At 62.4% G+C, this 21,242-nt stretch carries 17 protein-coding genes; 10 read left to right on the plus strand and 7 right to left on the minus strand.

Annotated elements, in window-relative coordinates; genetic code table 11:
- Nucleotides 1-8: 8 nt before the first annotated feature.
- Nucleotides 9-1,181 (minus strand): acetate/propionate family kinase, encoded by a 1,173-nt coding sequence (locus tag AC0L2C_RS04565; protein ID WP_473522821.1) that lies wholly within the window; start codon nt 1,179-1,181, stop codon nt 9-11.
- On the minus strand, nt 1,181-3,592 hold the full coding sequence (locus AC0L2C_RS04570) for a phosphoketolase family protein (protein WP_473522822.1): 2,412 nt from the start codon (nt 3,590-3,592) through the stop codon (nt 1,181-1,183). The genes AC0L2C_RS04565 and AC0L2C_RS04570 overlap by 1 nt, the downstream gene beginning before the upstream one ends.
- A gap of 260 nt (nt 3,593-3,852) precedes the next feature.
- Here AC0L2C_RS04570 and AC0L2C_RS04575 point away from each other — a divergent pair, with 260 nt between their 5' ends.
- Nucleotides 3,853-5,847, plus strand: coding sequence for a protein-L-isoaspartate(D-aspartate) O-methyltransferase (locus AC0L2C_RS04575; RefSeq protein WP_473522823.1), 1,995 nt, complete (start codon nt 3,853-3,855; stop codon nt 5,845-5,847).
- A gap of 118 nt (nt 5,848-5,965) precedes the next feature.
- The gene (locus AC0L2C_RS04580) at nt 5,966-6,172 is read left to right on the plus strand and encodes a hypothetical protein (protein ID WP_023797798.1); all 207 of its coding nucleotides are present in this window, start codon (nt 5,966-5,968) and stop codon (nt 6,170-6,172) included.
- 21 nt (nt 6,173-6,193) lie between these two features.
- Here the strand turns inward: AC0L2C_RS04580 and AC0L2C_RS04585 are convergent, their stop codons facing one another.
- The 4 genes from AC0L2C_RS04585 to AC0L2C_RS04600 form a co-directional block, all read right to left on the minus strand.
- Nucleotides 6,194-6,646: a DUF1772 domain-containing protein gene (locus AC0L2C_RS04585; RefSeq protein WP_473522824.1), complete on the minus strand. Its 453-nt coding sequence runs from the start codon at nt 6,644-6,646 to the stop codon at nt 6,194-6,196.
- A 664-nt stretch (nt 6,647-7,310) separates the two neighbouring features.
- Nucleotides 7,311-8,933, minus strand: a complete 1,623-nt coding sequence (locus AC0L2C_RS04590; protein WP_128166565.1) for a SpoVR family protein — start codon at nt 8,931-8,933, stop codon at nt 7,311-7,313.
- Between the two features lie 9 nt (nt 8,934-8,942).
- Nucleotides 8,943-10,253: a YeaH/YhbH family protein gene (locus AC0L2C_RS04595; protein WP_023797795.1), complete on the minus strand. Its 1,311-nt coding sequence runs from the start codon at nt 10,251-10,253 to the stop codon at nt 8,943-8,945.
- Between the two features lie 19 nt (nt 10,254-10,272).
- Nucleotides 10,273-12,222 carry a PrkA family serine protein kinase gene (locus AC0L2C_RS04600; RefSeq protein ID WP_023797794.1) on the minus strand — a complete coding sequence of 650 codons (1,950 nt, stop codon included), beginning with the start codon at nt 12,220-12,222 and terminating at the stop codon, nt 10,273-10,275.
- 423 nt (nt 12,223-12,645) lie between these two features.
- On the opposite strand from AC0L2C_RS04600, the gene AC0L2C_RS04605 reads away from it, so the two are divergent.
- A complete protein-coding gene (locus AC0L2C_RS04605; protein ID WP_023797793.1) occupies nt 12,646-12,825 on the plus strand; it encodes a hypothetical protein in 180 nt (59 codons plus the stop codon).
- Nucleotides 12,826-12,860: 35 nt separating this feature from the next.
- Here the strand turns inward: AC0L2C_RS04605 and AC0L2C_RS04610 are convergent, their stop codons facing one another.
- A complete protein-coding gene (locus AC0L2C_RS04610; RefSeq protein WP_091596603.1) occupies nt 12,861-13,298 on the minus strand; it encodes a DUF2267 domain-containing protein in 438 nt (145 codons plus the stop codon).
- 177 nt (nt 13,299-13,475) lie between these two features.
- Between AC0L2C_RS04610 and AC0L2C_RS04615 the strand changes: the two genes are divergently transcribed.
- The 7 genes from AC0L2C_RS04615 to AC0L2C_RS04645 all read left to right on the plus strand — a co-directional run bounded on the left by AC0L2C_RS04615 (nt 13,476) and on the right by AC0L2C_RS04645 (nt 21,224).
- Nucleotides 13,476-13,946 (plus strand): nucleoside deaminase, encoded by a 471-nt coding sequence (locus AC0L2C_RS04615; RefSeq protein ID WP_023797791.1) that lies wholly within the window; start codon nt 13,476-13,478, stop codon nt 13,944-13,946.
- 298 nt (nt 13,947-14,244) lie between these two features.
- Nucleotides 14,245-15,234 (plus strand): cytochrome c oxidase subunit II, encoded by a 990-nt coding sequence (coxB, locus tag AC0L2C_RS04620; RefSeq protein WP_473522825.1) that lies wholly within the window; start codon nt 14,245-14,247, stop codon nt 15,232-15,234.
- On the plus strand, nt 15,231-17,747 hold the full coding sequence (gene ctaD, locus AC0L2C_RS04625) for a cytochrome c oxidase subunit I (RefSeq protein ID WP_287395718.1): 2,517 nt from the start codon (nt 15,231-15,233) through the stop codon (nt 17,745-17,747). Before coxB ends, ctaD begins: the two co-directional genes overlap by 4 nt.
- Before the next feature lie 7 nt (nt 17,748-17,754).
- Entirely contained in the window at nt 17,755-18,135 is a 381-nt protein-coding gene (locus AC0L2C_RS04630) for a hypothetical protein (RefSeq protein ID WP_128166553.1), read from the plus strand.
- Nucleotides 18,132-18,755, plus strand: coding sequence for a cytochrome c oxidase assembly protein (locus AC0L2C_RS04635; RefSeq protein WP_023797787.1), 624 nt, complete (start codon nt 18,132-18,134; stop codon nt 18,753-18,755). Before AC0L2C_RS04630 ends, AC0L2C_RS04635 begins: the two co-directional genes overlap by 4 nt.
- Nucleotides 18,755-19,840: a c-type cytochrome gene (locus tag AC0L2C_RS04640; protein WP_287171166.1), complete on the plus strand. Its 1,086-nt coding sequence runs from the start codon at nt 18,755-18,757 to the stop codon at nt 19,838-19,840. Before AC0L2C_RS04635 ends, AC0L2C_RS04640 begins: the two co-directional genes overlap by 1 nt.
- A gap of 64 nt (nt 19,841-19,904) precedes the next feature.
- Nucleotides 19,905-21,224: a PQQ-dependent sugar dehydrogenase gene (locus AC0L2C_RS04645; protein WP_287171337.1), complete on the plus strand. Its 1,320-nt coding sequence runs from the start codon at nt 19,905-19,907 to the stop codon at nt 21,222-21,224.
- Nucleotides 21,225-21,242 lie beyond the last annotated feature (18 nt).

Consider the following 21,242-nt stretch of genomic DNA (forward strand, 5'->3'; position numbering starts at 1 on the left):
CTGCGTTATCAAGCATCCCCTCGCACCCGCGCGTGGCGGGCAATGATGCTCTCCTCGTCGGTCGCGACGACGCGTATTTCGACCTTGCTGTCAGGTCGGCTTATGATCCCGGCATGGGCGGCATTGGATGGCTCGTCGATCGCCACGCCAAGCCAATCAAGCCTTTCGCATATTGCCTTGCGGACCGGCGCCGAGCGCTCGCCGATGCCGGCGGTGAACACCAGGCATTCGAGGCCGCCCAGCGTGTTGGCGAGCGCGGCAGCTTCCCGTGCCGCCCTGAAGGCAAAAAGCTCTACAGCTTCGCGGGCGTGGGGGTCGTCGCTCGCTTCCAGCGTGCGCATGTCGCCCGAGATGCCGGATATTCCAAGCAGCCCGGATTGCTCATAGAGCATATGCTGCAGAGCCTCTCCGGCGATGCCTCGTTCCAGGACGAGGTACAAAAGCACGCCCGGATCGATGGCGCCGCAACGCGTGCCCATGACCAGCCCGTCGAGCGCGGAAAAGCCCATCGTCGTGTCGAAGCTTCTCCCGTCGCGCATGGCGCACAGGCTCGCCCCGTTGCCGAGATGGGCGACGATCGTCCGCTTCGCTGCAAGCGCCGGCGACATCGCCTTGAGCCGCCCAGCGATGTACTGGTAGGAAAGACCGTGAAACCCGTAGCGGCGGATCCCGTCCGCATCGTATTTGCGCGGCAGCGCGAAGCGGCTCACGATCGGATCGATCGTCTGATGGAAGGCGGTGTCGAAGCAGCCGACCTGCGGCAGATCCGGCCGCAGCGCGGCAAGTGTGCGGATCGGCGCGAGACTGCGGGGCTGGTGCAGCGGCGCAAGCGGCGTCAGCCTGTCCAACGCCTCGATCACAGCCGGTGTCAGGCGGACGGGTTCGACGAACTCGCGCCCGCCATGCACGATGCGGTGACCGGCGCACACCAGTTTCCTGCCACCAAGTTCGCTCTCGATCCAGCGGAGCAAATCGCCGATGCCCGTATCGCGTGCGTCTGCGGCAAGCCGCCGATCACACTGCACTGTTCCGTCGGCCGCTTTCGCGCTGAGCCTCGGCGCATCGCCCAGATCCAGCGTGCCACGCGAGACGAGTTGCAGTTCGGCGGAGGGTTCCAGATCGTATAGTCCGAACTTGATGCTGGAGGAGCCGGCGTTCAGTGCCAGAATTGCCTGTCGCATCAGTCGCCAGCCTTCGTCGCGCTGTTCTCGGGCCAGTTCCACTCCTGGATGTCGGGCATGTCTTCGCCATGCTCGCGGACGTAAACCTTGTGTTCGGCAAGCTTCCCGTGAAGTTCGGCGGCAAGGTCTTTCGCCCGTTCGGCGAGCCCAGGCACGCGTTCGACCGCCGCGAGCGCCAGGTGGTAGCGGTCGAGCTCATTGAGCACGACCATGTCGAACGGCGTCGTCGTGGTGCCTTCCTCGCGAAAGCCGTGCACGTGCATGTTGTCATGGTTGGCGCGCCGGTAGGTCAGGCGGTGGATGAGATAGGGATAGCCGTGATAGGCGAAGATGACCGGCCTGGCCTTCGTGAACAGCGCGTCGAAATCCTCGTCCGCCAGGCCATGCGGATGCTCTGAATTCGACTGCAGCGTCATCAGGTCGACCACGTTGACGACGCGTACCTTCAGGTCGGGAAGCGCCGAACGCAGAATGTCGGCGGCCGCGAGCGTCTCCAGTGTCGGCACGTCGCCGGCGCAGGCCATGACCACATCCGGATCCTCGCCCTTGGCAACCGTCCCGGCCCACTCCCAGATCCCCGCCCCCGCCCTGCAATGCACTTCCGCGGCTTCGACAGACAGAAATTGCGGCGCCGGCTGCTTGCCGGCGGTGATGACGTTGATGCGGTTATAGGTTCTCAGGCAATGGTCGGTGATCCACAGCAGCGTGTTGGCATCCGGCGGGAAATAGAGCCTGACCGTGTCGGCCTTCTTGTTGGCGACGAAATCGGCAAAGCCCGGATCCTGGTGGCTGAAGCCGTTGTGATCCTGCCGCCAGACATGCGAGGTCAGCAGGTAATTGAGGGAAGCGATCGGCTCGCGCCAGGCAAGTTCGCGGGATGTCTTCAGCCATTTCGCATGCTGGTTGACCATGGAATCGACGATGTGGATGAACGCCTCGTAACAGGAGAACAGGCCATGGCGGCCGGTCAGCAGATAGCCCTCCAGCCATCCCTGGCAGAGATGCTCGCTGAGCACTTCCATGACGCGGCCGTCCCGGGAGAGTTTTACGTCATAGGGCTCTATCCGCTGCATCCAGACCCGGTCGGTAACCTCGAATACCTCGTCAAGCCGGTTGGAGGATGTCTCGTCCGGCCCCATCAGCCGGAAATTCCCGGCCTGCGCATTCAGGCTCATGACGTCGCGAAGATAGCCCCCGAGAACCCGCGTCGCCTCGGCCTTGGCGCCACCCGGACGCGGCACATCGAGCGCCAGGTTTTTCCAATCGGGAAGCACGAGGTCGCGCTTCAGCAGTCCGCCGTTGGCATAGGGGGTTGCGCCCATGCGCTTGGATCCGGTTGGCGCAAGCGCCGCCAGCTCTGGAAGAAGATGCCCGCTGTCGTCGAACAGCTTTTCCGGTTCGTAGCTCCGCATCCAGTCTTCGAGGATCTTGCGGTGTCCCGCATTGCTGCGGGCGTTCGACACCGGCACTTGATGCGAGCGCCAGAAATCCTCGACCTTCTTGCCATCGACCTCCTTCGGGCCGGTCCACCCCTTCGGGCTGCGCAGCACGATCATCGGCCACAGCGGACGCTCTCCTTGCCAGAACGGCGTACGCGCGCGCTCCTGGATCGAGCGGATTCTGTCGAGCACGGTGTCCAGCTTGGTGGCCATCAACCGATGCATGGGAACCGGCTCGTGACCTTCGACGAAAAAAGGTTCGTAGCCATAGCCGGCGAACAGGGCGCGCAATTCCACGTCATCCATGCGGGCAAGGATCGTCGGGTTGGCGATCTTGTAGCCGTTGAGATGCAGGATCGGCAGGACAGCGCCGTCGGATGCCGGGTTGAGGAACTTGTTGGAGTGCCATGCCGCCGCGAGCGGACCGGTTTCCGCTTCGCCGTCGCCGACGACGCAGGCGACCACCAGATCGGGATTGTCGAAGGCCGCGCCGAAAGCATGGACCAGCGCATATCCCAGTTCTCCGCCTTCATGGATCGAGCCGGGCGTTTCCGGAGCAGCGTGGCTCGGCACTCCTCCGGGGAAGGAGAATTGCCGAAAAAGTTTCCTCAGGCCATCTTCGCCCTGGCCGATTTCGGGATAGATTTCGCTGTAGCTGCCCTCGAGCCAGGTGTTCGCGACCATCGCCGGGCCGCCATGACCTGGGCCGCAGATAAACAGAACGTCGAGACCGCGTTGACGGATGACGCGGTTCAGGTGGACGTAGATGAAGTTGAGGCCAGGCGTCGTGCCCCAATGGCCAAGCAGCCGCGGCTTGACGTGTTCGGCTTTCAGCGGCTCGCGCAGCAGCGGATTGTCCATCAGATAGATCTGGCCAACCGAAATGTAGTTCGCGGCCCGCCAATAACCATCCATGAGATCGACCTGATAACGGCCGGCTGTGGTCGCAGCTTTCTGAGCCTCGTCGTTCATCGAAAATTCTCCAGAATGCGTTCGCCCGTCGATATCTGGAGTGACATCGCTCTGGAGAAAGGATTTTCACGGAAATAAGTTCGGCTGGAGCCGCCATTTGCGCCCGCCAATCGCTCTTTTGCAGGAACCTGAAAGCTCGCCAATGGTTAAGGAGACTAGCCGCCGGCCATGAGTTGCTGAGGCCGAGCGCATACCCGATGAGCCGTCGGGCACGATTAGGGGACAATCGGGGGCTGTCTGCTCGCAAGAGGAGCAAAAAGATGCTCGATCTTTCCCACGCACGCAACCGAATGGTCGAAGTCCATCTCAGCCGCCGTGGCATCCATGACCGCGAAGTGCTGGAAGTGATGCGCGAGGTTCCGCGCGAGGCTTTCGTCGCTCCCGGCTTTGAAGAATTCGCCTACGAGGACGGGCCGTTGCCGATCGCCGAGGGTCAGACGATATCGCAGCCCTACATCGTCGCCTTGATGATCGAGATGGCGGAAATCGGAACGGGCGACCATGTCCTCGAGGTTGGCACCGGTTCGGGCTACGCGGCTGCCGTGATGAGCCGGATCGTCGAACGCGTCTACACGATCGAGCGCCACGCCGGGTTGGCCGAAACGGCGAGACAGCGGTTCCAAGAGCTTGGCTACGACAATATCGAAGTCCGCACCGGCGATGGCACCAAAGGCTGGCCCGACGCAGCGCCCTTCGACGCCATTCTGGTCGCCGCCGGCGGACCCGGTGCGCCGCTCGCGCTTCAGGAACAGCTCGACGTCGGTGGCAGGCTCGTCATCCCGGTCGGCGACGATCCGCATGATCAGCGCCTTCTCAAGGTCACCCGAACCGGCGCTGCGACTTACAGCGAGGAGGATTTCGGCGGCGTGCGGTTTGTCCCGCTCATTGGCGAGCAGGGCTGGCCCGAGAACGGCAACCGTATCGCGAATGATCGCCCGTCCGGACGCGCACGCACGCGCAGCCTGCCGGAGATGATCGCGGCGGCGGCCGAACCGCTGCCGGATTTCGACGATCCGGCGTTCGGCGAATTGTTCGATCGGTTTGGCGACCGGCGCGTCGTCCTGCTCGGTGAAGCGAGCCACGGCACGTCGGAGTTCTACCGGGCCCGCGCCGCGATCACCCGCAGGCTCATCGAGAAGCACGGCTTCACCATTGTCGCTGTCGAGGCCGACTGGCCTGATGCAGCGGCGATCGACCGCTACGTCCGCCATCGGCCGCCACGCGCCAACGCCGATCCGCCGTTCCAGCGGTTTCCCACCTGGATGTGGCGCAACACCGACGTTGCGGCGTTCGTCGACTGGATGCGACATCACAACGAGCGCATCAGGCTATCGTCCCGGCTCGCCGGGTTCTATGGCCTCGACATCTACAATATGAGCGGATCGATCGCCGCGGTTCTACAATATCTCGATCGGGTCGATCCGCAGGCAGCAAAGATCGCGCGTGAACGCTATGGCTGCCTGACGCCTTGGCAGCATGAACCATCCACCTACGGCCGTGTCGCGCTCACCTCCGGCTACGAGAAATGCGAGCAGGCCGTGCTCGAACAATGCCGCGAACTGCTTGCCAGGCAACTCGACTATGCCCAGCAGGACGGCGCCGATTTCATGGATGCCACCCAGAATGCCCGGCTGATCGCTTCCGCGGAACGCTACTACCGGATCATGTACTATGGCGGCGCGCAGTCCTGGAATTTACGCGATACCCATATGTTCGAGACGCTCGAGCATCTGCTGGAAGCTCGCGGCCCCAACGCCAAGGCAGTCGTGTGGGCGCATAATTCCCATATCGGCGATGCCCGCTACACCGAAATGGGGATTGTCAGGGACGAAGTGAACATCGGCCAGTTCTGCCGCCAGCGCTTCGGCGACGAGGCAGCCTTGATCGGGCTCAGCACGCATTCCGGGACAGTCGCCGCGGCCTCCGACTGGGACAGCGAGATGGAGATCAAGCGGGTGCGGCCTTCCCATAGCGATAGCTACGAGCGGCTTTGCCATGATAGCGGCGTCTCGCGTTTCCTGCTCGACATCAAGCGCGACGATACGTTGCGCGAGCGGCTTCTGGAGCGTCGGCTGGAGCGCTTCATCGGCGTGATCTATCGGCCGGAAACCGAACTGCGCAGCCATTACGCGAATGCCTCTCTTGCCCAGCAGTTTGACGCGTTCGTCTGGTTTGACGAAACCGTCGCGGTGACGCCGCTTGGGCCGGAGCATGTCGGAACCGGCGTTCCCGACACCTATCCGTTCGGGGTTTAGCCGCCTCTCTGACAAGGCCGCGTCAAGGTGAGTTTCGGGCGGAACATTCATCGCGCCGTGCTGTTTCTAGGACAGGACCCTTTTTCTAGAACAGGACCCTTTTCGAAGGAGCTGTGCCATGAGCGGAACCAAACATCCAAAGTGGAAAAAGCCGAGCGATGCCGATCTGAGGAACAATCCCGGCATCGGCAGCTCCAAGGGCACGATCAAGGAAGGCGACGAACTCTTGCTCGAAGGCGAAAACACCATTGAAGGCGACGTCGAGAACGACACGAACGCCCTTGGCGGGATCAATCCAAGGCAAAAGATGCGGACGAACAAGTAGCGTCGCTGCGCATCCCACGTGCTATTCACTCCCAGCATAAAATGTCGCGGCGACAGCAATCGAGATCAGGCTCAGCATCGCCAGGCCTGCCCTGGCGACGTGCGAGGCTTCCCAAACATCGCGCAAGTCTTTCCAGTCGCCGCTTTGCTTCCGGCGGAGCATTGAAAAAAACGTCGCGGCTGGTTTCGACACTGCGACGTCCTGCACCCAGAAATTGTTGACGGGATGTGTTACCAGCCAATAGGTCGCATGTTCCGCCACCAGGAAGACAAGGGCCGCCAAAGTCCACCAGAATCGACCGCCTGGATAGGGCGTGAGGTAAAGCAGGATGGCGAGTGCAATGATGCCGCCGATCTCGGCAAACCCGCCGATCGTGAAGCCGGGATAGTAGATCTCCTGCACAGATTTGTAGGTGGCCTCCTTGAGGCGCAACTTGCCGGGCAACTCCAACGCGTGTGCGAGCGACAGCGCCATTGCGATTGCGACCAGAAGAAGGGTGACAATCATGAACGCGCGCATGCTGTTCCTCCCTGAACCGTCTTGGCAATACGCGGCGTACATAGCGTGCTCGCCGGTGGAGCCGCCGCTCCATTATTCAACGCCGCCGGCATTGAGCCCCACCGCCAAGCCATGGAACCATCGTTCGGCGCGATGGTTGTCACCCTGGATGATCCTCCTCCGAGGAAACGGAAGGAGAATGCCGCTGTGAACGACCCACGTCTAGGCCGGGGTCGACAGCGAGAACGAGCCATTCATTGGCGCCGGAGCTGTTGAGTGGAAACACATTGGCGCCGAGGAGATGTGAAGCAAGCTTCGGGGAGTCTCCGATGACCGATCCTGATCCAGACCCGAACAATCCCGTGCCGATACCGGATAATCCCAATCCTGAGCCGGCCCGGCCGCCTGCTCCGCCGGAGACTCCGCCTGGTGAGCCTCCGGGCGTTCCTCCGCCTTCGCCTGATCCCGTTCCCAGCCCCGAAAGGCAGCCCGTCGAAATTCCTCCCGATATACCACCGGAGATCCCCACGGAACCGACCTTCCCGGGTCCGACGGCCAGGGCATTGGACCCGGAGCATTGGACCCAGGAGTAAAAACCCGGCGGTAGAACGACGCCGTCGCCGGCCATTCCCGGTTTTGGTCATTCCCCGATTTGGCTGGTCGAACGTTCGTTGAGCGTCGCGCCGGTTTGCGCATCGATCGCCGCCAGGCTGACCTCATAGCCCCACAGGGTCCGGATATGGCGCAGCGTCGCGTCGCGACCGGCCTCCTCCAGCATGATGCCGTTCTTCACCTTGTGCTCCAGTCGCAACTGCCGGTCGCCGAGCAGATCGACATCCACAACCTGGATATCCGGCCGGCTCGCGCCGATGTCGTAGCTCTGGGCGAGCCCGGCGCGTATCTTTTCGTAGCCACGCTCATTGTGTATCGACGCGACTTCGTAATGCGGCTCGCTGGCGGCGTCGGCGAGGACAAAGAACCGCCATTTCCGCATCAGGGCGGGGCTCAGATACTGGCGGATGAAAGATTCGTCGCGATGGTTCGCCCACGCGTCGAGCAGGGTTTCGCGCCAATTGCCGTTGCCGGCGATATCGGGGAACCAGTCACGATCCTCGGCGGTCGGCTCGGTCGCTATGCGCTGGATGTCCTGCATCATGTCGAGGCCCAACGCATAAGGATTGATACCGGAAAACCGCGGGTCGTCGAAGCCTGGCTGAAAGATCACGTTCGAATGGTTGCGCAGGATTTCCAGCATCGCGCCTTCGCTGATCAGGCCACGATCGAACAGCATGTTCATCAGCGTGTAGTGCACGAAGGTGGCGCAGCCTTCGTTCATCACCTGTGTTTGCCGCTGCGGATAAAAGTATTGCGCGACGACGCGGACGATCCTGACGATTTCACGCTGCCAGGGCTCCAGGACCAAGCTGTTTTTTTCCAGGAAGTAAAGCAGGTTCTCCTCGGGCAGCTTGAGCGTTTTCTTTCGCTCCGCGATGTTGGAATCCTTTGCCCCAACATTGTCTCCGCCCTTCGAAGGCGGCAGCGTGCGCCACAGATCGTTGTAAGAACGCTCTTCGTACTCCAGGCGCTCACGAACGCCTACACGCTGCCGCTCCGACGACAGCTTCGGCGGCCGGCGATATCTGAAGACCCCCTGTTCCATCAGCGCGTGGGCCGCATCGAGGATCGCCTCCACCGCGGCAACGCCGTGCCGCTCCTCGCAACGGGCAATGTAACCCTTGGCAAAGTCCAGATAGCTCAGGATCGCGCTGGCGTCCGTCCATTGCCGGAACAGATGATTGTTCTTGAAAAAATGATTATGGCCAAGCGCTGCATGAGCTGTCACCAGGGCCTGCAGGGCCATTGTGTTTTCCTCCATCAGGTAGACGATGCAAGGATTGGAATTGATCACCAGCTCATAGGCGAGCCCCCGCCCGCCTTTGCGATAGAGCAATTCCTGGTAGAGGAAATGCTTGCCGAAGGACCAGTGGCGATACATCAGCGGCATGCCGACCGAGGAATAGGCGTCGAGCATCTGCTGGGACGAGATGATCTCCATCTGCACCGGATAGATGTCGAGGTGAAGCTCTTCGATCGCGATCGCCTCGATCGCGTCGTAGGCGCGCGACAGTGTCTTGAAATCCCAGTCGGACCCCGAAAAGAGCAAACCTGATCTGCTGGTTTGGCCTGGTTTGCTGGTTGGGCCTGATTTGCTGGTTTGGCCCGACTTGCTGGTCTGGCCCGACGTGCTGGTCTGGTTCGCCATCGGCTCCCCTCAAGCGCTTTTCTGCAGGACCGGCTGCCTGGCAAAGAGCTGGCGAAAGACCGGATAGATGTCGGCTGCGTTGGCGATACGGCTCATCTGGAAATTCGGCCATCGCTGGTTGACAACGCTGTAGGCGCGCCAGAGCGAGGTCCCATTGTCGGTGGTGCCGAAAATATGGCTCTCACGTTCGTCGATGATCTCGACATAGGCGAAATACTGGCACAGGCGCATGACCTGGCCGTCCATCAAGCCGATGCAGCGCTCGGAATCGGTGACGAAATTGTCGCCGTCCGACGCTTGGGCGGCATAGATGTTCCACTCGTTGCTGGGATAGCGTTGCGCGATGATGCGGTGCATTTCCTCGAGTGCCGTGGAAACAACCGTGCCGCCGCTTTGCGTATTGTAGAAGAAGGTTTCCTCGTCCACCTCCTGCGCCTCGTGCGTATGGCGGATGAAGACGATTTCGGTGCGGTCGTAGCGCCGTTTCAGGAACAGGTGCAGCAGCACGAAGAAGCGCTTGGCCAGATCCTTCTCGCGTTCGCCCATCGAGCCGGATACGTCCATGAGACAGAACATGACCGCATTGGCATTCGGCACGGGCTGGGCGTCGAAACGGTTGAAGCGGATGTCGACGGGATCGACATAGGCGATCCGCTTGCGGCGGCGCTCAAGTCGCTCAAGCTCCTCCCGCAACGCTGCAATGCGCTGGCGTGCCGGCGCCGCGCTCTGCGGCTCGGCCTCCAGGATTGCGAGTTGCTCCGCAATCGCATCGAGTTCCTCCTGCTTGGGGCGCCTTAGCGCAATCCGGCGACCATGGCTGTTTCGCATCGTGCGCCCGACATTGATGTTGGTCGGCGAACCGGTCGCAGCGAACCCGGCGCGGCGCGGTTTGAAGGATAGTATCTCCTTGAGGTTGAGCTTGACCATGTCGGGAAGTTCGAGATCCTCGAAAAAGAGGTCGAGCACCTCCTCGCGCGAGAGCACGAAACGAAAATCGTCCTCCGAGACCGTTTTGCCGGGAGACGAGCCGCCGCCGCCCTGGCCGGGCTTGGGAACCCGGTCGCCAGGGGCGAAATGCTTGTTGCCCGGCAGGATGTGCTGTCGCCGGCCGCTGTCCTTGGCATCGCTGAAGCTCGGCTCTGCTGTGCCCCTCGCCGGCATCGAGACGGTGTGCTCGCTGTCGACATCGGCGATCTTGCCGGTACGGATCCGATCCCGGATGCTTCGCTTCAGCTCTTCGCGCGCACGCTTCAGGAAGCGCTGGCGGTTGCCGAGGCTCTTGTCCTTTGGGTTCAGTCGGCGATCGACAAAGATCGGCATGGAACCATCCCGGCCGGACTCAGCCCGCCTTGTTCACCCGCATGTACCAGTCCACCAGCCGGCGGACCTGGCGTTCGGTGTAACCGCGTCCGACCATCCGATGCACGAACTCGGTATGCCGCTTCTCCGTTACGCTGTCCTGCTTGGAGCCGAAGCTGATCACCGGGAGCAGATCCTCGACCTGGCCGAACATCCGCTTCTCGATGACTTCGCGCAGCTTTTCATAGCTCGTCCACGACGGGTTGCGGCCATGGTTCCTCGCCCTTGCGCGCAACGTGAACTTCACGACCTCGTTGCGGAAGTCCTTGGGGTTGGCAATGCCGGCCGGCTTTTCGACTTGCGACAGTTCGTTGTCCAGCACCTCGCGATTGAGGATCTGGCCGGTATCGGGGTCTTTGTAGTCCTGGTCCTCGATCCAGGCATCGGCATAGGCGATGTAGCGGTCGAACAGGTTTTGGCCGTATTCGCTGTAGGACTCCAGATAGGCCTTCTGAATTTCATGGCCGATGAACTCGGCATAGCGCGTGGCCAGTTCCGACTTTATGAAGTCGAGATAGGCGGCTTCCGTTTCCTTGGGGAACTGCTCGCGCTTGATCGCCTCCTCCAGAATGTACATCAGGTGCACGGGATCGGCGGCCACTTCCTTGGTGTCGTAGTTGAAGGTCTGCGACAGGATCTTGAAGGCAAAGCGCGTGCTGACGCCGGTCATGCCTTCATCGACCCCGGCGGCATCGCGGTATTCCTGAACCGACTTCGCCTTGGGATCTATGTCCTTGAGGTTCTCGCCGTCATACACGCGCATCTTGGTGTAGAGCGGCGAATTGTCATGCTCGGCCAGACGGGTCGAGACGGTGAACCGGCTGAGAATGTCGAGAACCTCCGGTGCACAGGAACTGGAGGCCAATTCGCTTTCGCGCAGCAGCTTTTCGTAGATCTGCCTTTCTTCGGTGACCCGCAGGCAATACGGCACCTTGACCACCAGGATACGGTCGAGGAATGCCTCGTTGTTCTTGTTGTTCTTGAACTGCAGCCATTCCGATTCGTTGGAGTGGGCTACGACGATGCCCTGATACGGGAAAGATCCGAAGTTTTCCGTACCGTTGTAGCTGCCTTCCTGGGTAGCGGTCAGCAACGGATGCAGGACCTTGATCGGCGCTTTGAACATCTCGACGAACTCGAGCAGCCCCTGCGTGGTCCGGTTCAGGCCGCCGCTGTAGGAATAGGCGTCCGGATCGGATTGGCTGAAATGCTCGAGCTGTCTTATGTCGACCTTGCCGACCAGGGCCGAAACGTCCTGGTTGTTCTCATCGCCTGGCTCGGTCTTGGAGATGCCGATCTGGCGTAGCCGCGAAGGCATCAGCTTGACGACGCTGAACTTGGAGATGTCGCCGGACAGTTCGTCGAGGCGCTTGGCCGCCCATGGCGAAATAAGACCGTTCAGCCGGCGCCGCGCGATGCCGTATTTGTCCTCCAAAAGGTCGCCCATGCGGTCAGGATTGAAAAGCCCGAGCGGCGATTCGAAAACCGGACTGATCTGGCCGCCGACCTTCAGCGTATAGATCGGACGCTCCTCCATCAGCTTCTTCAGCCGTTCGGCGAGCGAGGACTTGCCGCCGCCGACAGGGCCAAGCAGATAGAGAATCTGCTTGCGCTCCTCGAGCCCCTGAGAGGCATAGCGGAAATAGCCGGCTATGCGCTCGATCGTGTCCTCCATGCCATAGAACTCGGCGAAGGTGGGATAGACCTTGATTGTCCTGTTCGAGAAAATGCGGCCGAGCCGCTCATCCATGCTGGTGTCGATCAGGGTGGGCTCGCCGATCGCCTCGACCATCCGCTCGGGCGCCGAAGCATACATCGATTTATCCTCGCGGCAGGCAAGGAGATATTGCTGGATGCTTATCTCCTCCTGCGCCGCATTGGTGTAAATCTCCGAAAACAGATCGAAGACGTCGGAGTGGTTCTCGCGCATGGTATTCCTCGCCCCGGCCGGTCTGGTTGCTGTCGCCTCTTCACTCAACTGTCGGAAAGCCTTTGTGGTTCCCTATTACACGTAGTGCGTCCGCGACCGGATGTTAGGGGTCCAGACAGATATCGTGAACGCCTGGAATTCAGCCAGCGAATGGCTCGCACAATGGAACGTTTCCGAGGGAAGTCCATTCTTCCACCAGCGCTTGCCGAGCGCAACAGCCCGCTGGGTACAAGTTGCTTTTCTGAGGGAATAAACCGCCCGCGTTCAGCAGTTGCCCGCGTTCAGCAGTTGCCCGCGTTCAGCAGTTGAATGGCGAATCACTGGCCATTCGGCGAAGAGAGTTGCACTGCGGTGTCCAACCCTGCACCGGGAGCAACGGTTTCGCTCCTGCTCGGTAACGAAACGAGGGAAAGGAGATGTTCCATGTTCGAGAACAGCATGTGGTTGATCGTCGTTGCTGGCGGCCCGCTACTGCTGGCAATCGTGCTCGCCTACGCACTCCTTACGTGGCGACGCCGTGGGCCTGCAGAGCGCAGAGAAAGCGATCGGGCCACCGAGCGACTGTATCGCGAGGAAAACGATCGCCCGGGCGGAGGCAGTTGAGAACCGCATCGGCAGGCCCGACTTTGGTCTTGCTGCTAGACTCCAACACTTTCGGGCCAAAGCGCCCGGATCTGCTTCGGCAACGCGTCCCGCACCTTGGCCGACTGGCCGAGGTCGACATGCCTGGCGAGTACCTTGAACACGGATCTCGTCGCATCCTCGGGATTCACCGGTCGAGTGGATTTCATCTCCTCGGCCACCCGCTGCAAAAAATCCTCCAACGAACGGCTGCTCGTCGGCAGATCACGCGGCCGATACCGATCATAGTAGGCTCCGCGCACAAGAAGCGGCAGTTCAGCCCCCAAATTGGCAGCCAGTTCGATCTGCAGCCAATCCCGCAAGGTGCGTAGAACGGCTCCCAGCATATGCCAGGCCACGCGCCTGTCGGGCCCGTGATCGGCCATGATCTCGTCCAGCCAGATGTTTGTCGTCTGCAGGGTTTTGTCAAAAACTTCCAAGCCGGTTGCGCTCATCGTCGCCTCCTCTGGGCAGTCCAACACCCGCCCAAATCACCCGCCCAAAATACCCGCCCAAAATACCCGCCATGACGCGCAAACGGCGATCGAGCGCAATTGTTTCGTCACTCGTTGAAAATTGTCCAAGAGCTCTTTACGCGTACAGTTACGAACGGGCACCCCAAGGAGGCGGCCATGAAGAGCGATACCGAATATCTACGTCTCGCCGTGGAGATCGCCACCGAGAGCCGGGCGAGTGGCAATCATCCTTTTGGGGCGCTCCTGGTCGGGCCGGAAGGCGACGTGCTGCTTTCGTCGGGCAACACCTACGCCCGGGATCGCGGCGTTGGCCACGCAGAGGCAAACGTGGCCCGCGCGGCCGCGCAGCAATACGACCCGACCTTTCTCGAGCGATGCACTCTGGTGACCTCGGTCGAGCCGTGCTGCATGTGCGCCGGGGCCTGTTACTGGGCTGGCATCGGCACCGTGGTCTACGGACTCAGCGAAAGGCGGCTGGCCGAGCTGACCGGAGACAATTCGGAGAATCTGACCCTCGATCTGAGTTGTCACCAAGTGTTCGCCGCCGGACGGCGCCATGTAGCAATCCGTGGCCCATTCCCTGAACTCGAAGAAGAGATCGTAACCGACCACAAGGATTTCTGGTGACCGAACCAAAAAGGACTGCTGTGAAGAATCCGTAGCCTCTGCGGCGCCACGAGCTCCGGCCACTTCCGGCCCAAAGGTTTGACACGCGAGGCCCGCGTCTTGTTGCAGAAAGCCATCGACGCGTTCATCGCAAATCCCGGTGCGCATCTCAAGACTCGCGCGCAAAACCGCCGACACGCAAAACCGCCGACTGGAACCTACATTCGGACTCGACCGACACGTTCATTCCACCAGTTGGAAAGCTCAGTTGCCCGGAACCTTCCTCCCCTCTCGCCGGTTTACCGCGGAGGGGTTGCAAATGGGTCGATATTTCAGCCTGTCAGCTGCGTCATTGTTGCTCGCGAGCGGCTCTGCCGGCGCCCAGTCGAGCACTCAGTCGGCACTTGAGCCCGCGGGAGCGGAAGCGCAGCAGATAGAAATGCTGTTTTGGGTCATGCTAAGCGGCGGCGCGGTCATCTGGCTGGGCGTGGTCGGCCTGCTTATTCATGCAGCCCTGGTCAATCGCCGCAGGCTGGCCGAAAAATCTGCCAGCAGCATCATCCTTTGGGGCGGCGTAGTCTTCCCCTCGGTCACGCTTTGTGCGCTGCTCGCCTATGGGCTGTGGCTGATGCCTGGCCTTCGGCCCTTCGCCCAGGCGAGCCCCGCCGCCCTGCGGATCGAAGTCACCGGCAGGCAGTTCTGGTGGGAAGTTGTCTATCACCCTCCTCAGGGACCGCCGGTCACTTCCGCCAACGAGATCAGGCTGCCGGTCGGCGAGCGGGTCGAATTGACCGTGAAAAGCGCCGATGTGATCCATTCCTTCTGGATCCCACCGCTCGGCGGCAAGATGGACATGATCCCCGGCCGCACCAACAGGCTTTCGATCATGGCCACCAAAGCTGGTATATTCCGCGGCCCGTGCGCGGAATATTGCGGCACGTCTCACGCGCTGATGGCGCTCTCGGCCGTCGCCATGGCGCCCGAAGCCTTCCGGTCCTGGCTTGCCGCCCAGGCAATTCCCGCGGAAGGGGCCGGCGCAAGCGGCGGCGCGCTGTTCCTGCGCCATGGCTGCGGGTCCTGCCATTTCGTCGCGGGCACCGATGCGCGCGGCCTGATCGGCCCGGACCTTTCGCATATCGGTTCTCGCGCCACCGTCGCAGCCGGAATCCTGCCCAACACCGAAGACGCCGTCACCCGCTTCATCGCCCGGCCCGACCTGATCAAGCCTGGTTCCGGGATGCCGGCCTTCGACATGTTGCCGCCGGGCGACATTCGCGCCATAGCCGCCTGGCTGAGGGGCCTGCGATGAGCGCTGCTGTCAAGGAGCGTTCGCCGGAAGAATACAAGGCGCAGGAACAGCGGCTGCGCGCCGTCTGGGCCAATCCAACCGGCTGGCGCTACTGGACCTCGGTGAACAATTACCAGATCGGCCTCTGGTACGGCTCGGCGGCCTTCGCCTTCATGCTGTTTGCCGGCGTGCTCGCGCTCCTGGTGCGGCTGCAGCTCGCCGTGCCCGACAACGACCTCCTCTCGGCCGACTTATTCAACCAGGCTTTCACCCTGCACGGCACGGTGATGATGTTCCTGTTCGCGGTGCCGATCTTCGAGGCGGTCGCGATCTTCCTGCTGCCGCCGATGCTGGGCGCCCGCGAAATGCCGTTTCCGCGCCTCGGAGCCTTCAGTTTTTGGAGCTTTTTGCTCGGCGGTATCTTCGTCTGCGGCTCGATCTTCTTCAATGCGGCGCCGTCGGCAGGCTGGTTCATGTATCCGCCGCTCGCCACCGACAAGGAGTTCTCCGGCATTGGCGCCGACATCTGGCTGCTCGGCCTTTCCTTCATCGAAGTCGCCTCGATCGCGGCCGCCGTCGAGCTCATCGTCGGCATCATGAAATGCCGCGCGCCGGGCATGCGCATCAACCTGATGCCGCTCTTCGCTTGGTACCTGCTGATCGTTGCCGGAATGATCCTGTTCGCCTTCCCCCCGCTGATCGCCGGCGACCTCCTGTTCGAGATGGAACGGATGTTCGATTGGCCGTTCTTCGACGCAGCGCGCGGCGGCGACCCGCTGCTGTGGCAGCATCTGTTCTGGATATTCGGCCATCCGGAAGTCTACATCATCTTCCTGCCGGCGATCGCGCTGATGGCCATGATCGTGCCGACTTTTTCCCAGCGTCCGATCGTCGGTTACTCCTGGATCGTGCTCGCGGCAGTGGGGACAGGGTTCCTTTCCTTCGGCCTGTGGGTGCACCATATGTTTGCCACAGGCCTGCCGCAGATCTCGCTGGCCTTCTTCTCGGCGGCCTCCGAGGCGGTGGCGATCCCGACGGGCGTGCAGATCTTCGTCTTCATCGCCACCATGCTGGCCGGCCGGGTGATCTTCTCGACCCCGATGCTGTTCGGCACCGGAGGGCTGGCCATCTTCGTCATTGGTGGCCTGACGGGCGTCATGGTGGCGCTCGCACCCTTCGACTGGCAGGCCCACGACACGTATTTTGTCGTTGCGCATCTCCATTATGTGCTGATCGGCGGCATGCTTTTCCCGGTCGTGGCCGGGCTCTATTACTATTACCCGCTGATCGACGCGAAGAAGCTCTCAGACCGGTTGGGGCGGCTCGCCTTCTGGCTGATGTTCTGCGGCTTCAACATCGCCTTTTTCCCCATGCATCTGAGCGGCTTGCGCGGCATGCCCCGCCGCGTCTTCACCTATCCGGCCGAAATCGGCTGGAACTGGCTGAACCTGATCTCGACGGCCGGAGCCTTCATTTTCGCCGCGGGCGTGCTGGTGGTCGTCTTCGACGTGCTCAGGCCAAAGCACCGGCAGCCGCGCGGCGAATTCAACCCGTGGAATGCCGGCACGCTGGAATGGATTTCCGAGCCGGAGGAGAACTGGGGCGTCCGCTCGATACCCATCGTGCGCAGCCGCTACCCCTTGTGGGACCAGAAGGACCTTGCCCGCAAAGTCAATGAAGGCCGCTATTATCTGCCCGACGCGGAAGAGGGATGGCGCGAGGGACTGGTCACCACCGTGCTCGACGCCGAACCCGTCCAGGTGCTGCGCGTCGGCGGCACCTCCCATGTCACCATCGTCTCGGCTCTTTCGCTCGGAGGCGCCTTCATCGCGCTTACCTTCCACTGGTGGATCGCGACGGCTCTGGCCGCATTCATCTGCTTTTGCGCCATCATCTACTGGCTCTGGACGGGCACTGGCGAAATCCCCGAGAAGCCGGAAAAGGATGTCGGCCTGGGCCTCAGCCTGCCGCTTTATGCCTCCGGCTCCGATTCGGTCGGCTGGTGGGCGATGTTCATCACCATGGTGGGCGATGGCACCGCGTTCGCCAGCCTCGTCTTCGGCTATTTCTTCTACTGGACGATCCATTCCGACTTCACCGCGGGGATTGCCGGGCCCGATGCGGTCTGGTCGCTGGTGGCTGCCAGCCTGTTCGCTGCGGCGTGGGGCCTGATGGTGGCGGCACGCACGGTCAACAGGCGCGGCGCTACGGCCACTATGCGCGGCTTGCTGGTGCTGTCCCTGCTAACGACCGTTGCCGCGTCCGCCACAGGCCTGGCCGCGCCATTGTCTCCAGGCATGGACCCGACGCGCCACGTCTATCCCGCAATCGTCTGGATCCTGGTGATCTGGGTGCTCGCCCATGCAGCGCTCGGCACAGTCATGCAGGCCTATTGCCTGGCCCGCTCGCTGGCCGGCCGACTGACGCCGAAGCATGACCTGGATCTAGGCAATGTGGTGCTCTACTGGCATTTCCTGCTGATTGCCGCCGTCACCACCTTCGCCATCATCGGCCTCTTTCCGGCTGCGATGTGAGGCGCCGATGTGGCTTGTCCCAAAACAGATCGAGACACTGTGGACGCTGTTCACTGCGCCGGTGGTGTGGGCTGCGCATTTCCTTGTTTGCTACATCGGCGCGGCGATCTATTGCGCCAAGCCCGAGCTTGTCGGGCTGAGTTTCAGCGCTGTGCGCGCCGGCATCGCCGCCGCCACCGTGATCGCCCTCTCGCTGATCGCGCTGTCAGCATGGCTCGCCTGGCGGCAATGGGGGTTCGGCACAGACGATCCGCCGCACGACGATCCGACGAGACGCGACCGGACCCTGTTCCAGGGCTTTGCGACGCTGCTGCTCTCGGGTCTCAGCTTCATCGCCGTGATCTTCACCGCGATGCCTGCATTGTTCCTGACGGAGTGTATCCGGTGAGACGCGCCTGCCTCATCCTCGGCATCCTCGTCCTTGCCCTGGTCTGGCTCGGGCCGCTGCTCGATGGCTTGCGGGATTCGTTTTCGGCGCACATGCTGGCGCATATGGGAGTGGTGGCGATCGCCGCGCCGCTGATGGCGATTGGGGTCCCGCTCGGCCCGACACCAGGTGCGAGCCGGGCGTTCACCCTCGCCCTCCCCGCCTCCCTCGTCGAACTCATCGTCGTCTGGTCCTGGCACGCACCGGCCTTGCGGGCTCTGGCGCAAAGCTCGCTGTTTGTCACCGCTGTCGAGCAGGTCACGTTCCTTGCCGCCGGGCTGTTCCTGTGGCTGGCCTGCCTGCCGCGCCGCGGCTCGGACACCACAGGCTATGCCGCCGGCGCCTTCGCCCTGCTTCTGACGTCCATCCACATGACCTTGCTCGGCGCGCTGCTGGCGCTGACCCCGCGGCCGCTTTATGGGACCGGCGAGACAAGCTGCTTCGGCATCGCGCTTTCCGCCCAGCAGGATCAGGAACTTGGCGGCGTCATCATGCTTCTGGTCGGCGCCGCGGTCTACCTGGCCGGCGGCGTGACGCTTTTCGCGCGCATCCTCGCCACACCACCGCGGAAGACGGTCTGATGCATATCAGCTGGAAGAAGCTCGCCATAGCGCTTGCCATTCTGCCCTTCGTCGTGGTGCTGGCGGCCTGGATCGGCTTTTTCAATGTCGGTGCCTCGAGCGGCCACTGGAAGATCACGGAATGGTTCCTCCATTTCGCCATGCGATCGGCTGTGCGCACCTATGCCCTGGCGGTCGACGTTCCAGAGGCTCTGCCGCGCCATGCGATTCAGCCGGCCGCCGGGCATTTCGCACGCGGCTGCGCCATCTGTCACGGCGCGCCGGGCGAGCCGCGATCTCCTGTCGTCATGAGAATGCTGCCGCAGCCGCCTGACCTTGCCGGGGCCGTCGGCGAATGGTCGGACGCGGAGCTTTTTCGTATCGTCAAGCACGGCGTGCGTTTCACCGGCATGCCGGCCTGGCCGACGCAGGAACGCGACGACGAGGTCTGGGCGATGGTCGCCTTGCTGCGCGAACTGCCGTCGATGGACGAAGCCAGCTATCGTGATCTCGCCTATGGCGAAAGGCCTGCGCCTCCTGCAGACGCTGCCGGAACCCTGCCGCAAGCGTTGGCGGATTGCGCCCGCTGCCACGGCGAGGACGGTTTTGGACGCGGTCCTGCGATACCCGTTCTGGCCGGGCAGAGCGAGGCGTATCTGCTTGAAAGCCTGCGTGCCTATGCCGAGGAAGGCCGGGCAAGCGGGTTGATGAGCCTGCCCGCCATTGCGGCAGGGCCTCAACTCTGGCCGGACCTGGCCAAGCATTTCGCTGCCCTGCCGGCGATGCACCCCGGCGGCGGCGGCGATCCAGCACTTGTCCGGCGCGGCAAGGAAATTGCCGAGAGCGGCGTCAGGCAGGCCAATGTGCCCGCCTGTCTCGGCTGTCACGGCAGACAGGACCGCAGCCCGCTCTATCCCTCGATCGCCGGCCAGCCGGCGCCCTACATCGAGACGCAGCTTGGGTTGTTCAGGGCGGGAAAGCGTGGCGGAACGCGCTTCGGCCATCTCATGGCAAATGCCGCGAAGGGTCTGACGGACGACGACGTCCGCGCGCTTGCGGCCTACTTCTCCCGATCGGCCGCTGCGTCGGCAACCGCAACGCGATAAGCGCGTTTGCGTCCTTTCGACGTTTTTCGAGGTTCTGGTGAAAAACTTGGCTACCGCCCTTCTCATGCTGATCATTGTTCTCGTAATCGCCGCAGGAGCGATCTTCTTCCTGTCGCGCGAACAGGCGACCGTTCCGATCGCGGAGACCTATGGCCCCAACCCGACCCTGCCGGAGCCCAATCCGACCTGGCTGCCGACCGTCCATGTCGCCAAGGCCATGCCATGGCCGCAGGGCACCAAGCCGACAGCGGCCCAGGGATTTGCAGTCAACGAATATGCCCGCGGGCTCGACCATCCGCGCTGGCTGTATGTGTTGCCAAACGGCGACGTGCTGGTGGCCGAGAGCAATGCGCCGCCCAGGCCGGAGGAGGGCTTCAGCATACGGCGCTTCTTCGTCAATTTCTTCCAGAGCCAGGCCGGCGCGGGGACGCATAGCGCCAATCGCATCACGCTGCTGCGCGATCAGGACGGCGACGGGGTGGCAGAAACCAGAACCGCCTTTCTCACCGGGCTGTTCTCGCCATTCGGCATGACCCTGCTCAACGGCAAGCTCTACGTCGCCAACGCCAATGCAATTGTGGCCTTTCCCTACCAGGAGGGTGCGACCGAGATCACCGCACCAGCGGAGAAGATCGTCGATCTGCCCGCGGGGAGGAACCACCACTGGACCAAGGACGTGACCGCCTCGCAGGACGGGACGAAGCTCTATGCGACGGTCGGATCCAATTCCAATGTCGGCGAGAACGGCCTGGAGGAAGAAGAGAACCGAGCCGCCGTGCTGGAGATCGATCTCACCTCGAGACAGACGCGTCTCTTCGCCTCCGGCCTGCGCAATCCGAACGGCCTGTCGTGGAACCCGGAAAGCGGTGAGCTCTGGGTCGTCGTCAACGAGCGCGACGAGATCGGCAGCGATCTGGTGCCGGACTACATGACTTCGGTGAAGGATGGCGGCTTCTATGGCTGGCCTTACAGCTATTTTGGCCAGCACGTCGATAATCGCGTCAAGCCGCAGCGGCCCGACCTCGTCGCCCAGGCGATCAAGCCGGACTATGCGCTCGGGGCGCACACGGCTTCATTGGGACTGACCTTCAACACAGGCGACCTGTTCGGTCCTCAATACAGGAATGGCGCTTTCGTCGGGCAGCATGGCTCGTGGAACCGCAGGCCGCACAGCGGCTACAAGGTGATTTTCGTGCCGTTTTCAGGCGGCAGGCCCTCCGGCCCGCCCCAGGACATCCTCACCGGCTTCCTGAGCGAGGACGACAAGGCTTTTGGCCGTCCCGTGGGCGTGGCGATAGACCGGCGCGGCGCCCTGCTGGTGGCGGATGATGTCGGCAACAAGATCTGGCGGGTCGTTCCAGCTCAGACGCAATCGGCACTTTGAGCAGTTCGTGCTGCCGGC

Source organism: Mesorhizobium sp. WSM4845, from assembly GCF_055811455.1.